This window comes from Vibrio sp. 10N.261.52.A1 (assembly GCF_002876325.1).
Classification (GTDB): domain Bacteria; phylum Pseudomonadota; class Gammaproteobacteria; order Enterobacterales; family Vibrionaceae; genus Vibrio; species Vibrio chagasii.
In genome coordinates, this window is sequence record NZ_MCYD01001344.1 from 1 (window position 1) to 1676 (window position 1676).

1 protein-coding gene and 1 riboswitch are annotated in these 1676 nt (G+C 40.9%); the gene reads left to right on the top strand.

The window, feature by feature from the left end:
• Positions 1-58: 58 nt before the first annotated feature.
• A riboswitch (glycine riboswitch) is annotated at positions 59-178 on the bottom strand.
• A 608-nt stretch (positions 179-786) separates the two neighbouring features.
• A complete protein-coding gene (locus tag BCT81_RS27620) occupies positions 787-1521 on the top strand; it encodes a hypothetical protein (RefSeq protein WP_061034340.1) in 735 nt (244 codons plus the stop codon).
• Positions 1522-1676: the final 155 nt, after the last annotated feature.

The following is a 1676-nucleotide window of genomic DNA, read 5'->3' on the forward strand; positions in this document are numbered from 1 at the left end:
CTACTTAATACATACGGATTTCTAGATAGAATTCTTTTGTTAATTAAGGCTTGTTGCTTTCCACTCCTCTGTCCTTTTGCCTGAGAGTTTCACTTAACGAATCACTTACAGATAAGTAACGGGCACTAAGCTTGCTCCTTCGGCGACCGATCTAACGGTTCTCTCCAGAGGTTCCTCCAACGACAGTCCTCACTTTTCTGGATTTCTCCAGCATAAAGCACCTGAAAGATTTACTTCTTCGGCGGGTCAATCTAACTAAATGTTAAAGTTTAGTTAAAAACCACTCTCCTGCAGTCTTCATCGGAACAATTACCTAAATAATTAGGTAATCTGTAGGCGTATCCTAAATCATATAAAATGTGATGTCAGCTACAAAATATCTGTTTGCACAAATGTTGTTCAACTAAATGATCAAACAACGCGACTCTGACGTAACTTGCTTATTTAAATGGTATAAAATAGGGAAACAAGGAGGATTTATGACTCGACTAATAGCGATTGTTTTTTTGTTGGCGTTGGCATTTGTACTGTTTCGTTATCGGACGAATGAAAAAGTACAAAAATGGGTAGTGATAGTTATCGTTAGCAGCTTCCTTTTGTATACTGCCAGCTTGATGATTTCGGAGTTAACTCGTTAAACCGTCTGTGAGCAGATGGGATGAACGTGTTACTAAAGCTCAAGTACTTGTGATTTGAGCGATAGGTTTAACTGAACCTACAAAATCAGTATTGGTATTAGTGCCAGTGACCGCGTAACGTTAAACATATTTTTGGGAGTACCCGCTAGTGAACCAGCAATCTGGACAAAGCGAACAAGATGAAGTGGTTGTTATTGAAGAACGCGATAAGCGCAGTCAGCTCTATATCGGCATTGCTGCGGTTATAGGTTTAGCACTGGGTGGCTTAATCGGTTCGACAGTGACGGCTTCTAAGTGGGAGTCCACTTATCAGGTACTCGAAGCTCGTTATCAAGAATTGAGTGAAAGCAAAACACAGTTGGTGTCTTCTGTTGAAGCTAAAGTGGCGAAAGTTGATACAGAAATTGATGCTAAGGTTGAAGCGGCTTTGGCCGAGCAAGCAGAAGCGCATCAAAAAGAGCTCCAAGAGTTAGCCAAGCAGTCTGCCGTGTTAGAGAAAGCGAACTATTCGTTAGAGCAGCAGTTAAACGAGCAGAAACAGACATTAGATAAAACAGAGCAAGATAATCAAAAGCTAAACCGTCAGGCGGATATGCAGTCGACTTTGTTTGAACGCTCTCGCGAACTGTTCCGTAAAGAATTACAAATATCTCAAGAGCTAGAAAAGCTAGAGAAAGAAAGAGACGAAATCGAACAGAATCTTGGTTCACTTAAGAAAGCGTGTGATGTGTTCTTAGACGGCACTTCATGGGATGCAAAATCTGACGCATGTGAGAAGCAAGATAACGCGAACTCTCGCCTAAGTGACATCAGACAAATGATCGAAGTCCACACCATGGATCTCAAGCAAATCAAAACGCTAACCGAAGAGATGGGTTTATAAGCTCAAACCTTTAATTCATTCGTCTTTAGCAGTAGCAATTCAAACGCCCACATCATGAAAATGGTGTGGGCGTTTTTCGTTCCAGATGGCTTATTTCTTCTGTTAATCAGTTTTGTAGAATGGTTCATAACCGTTTTCACACTATTACCAAGCTG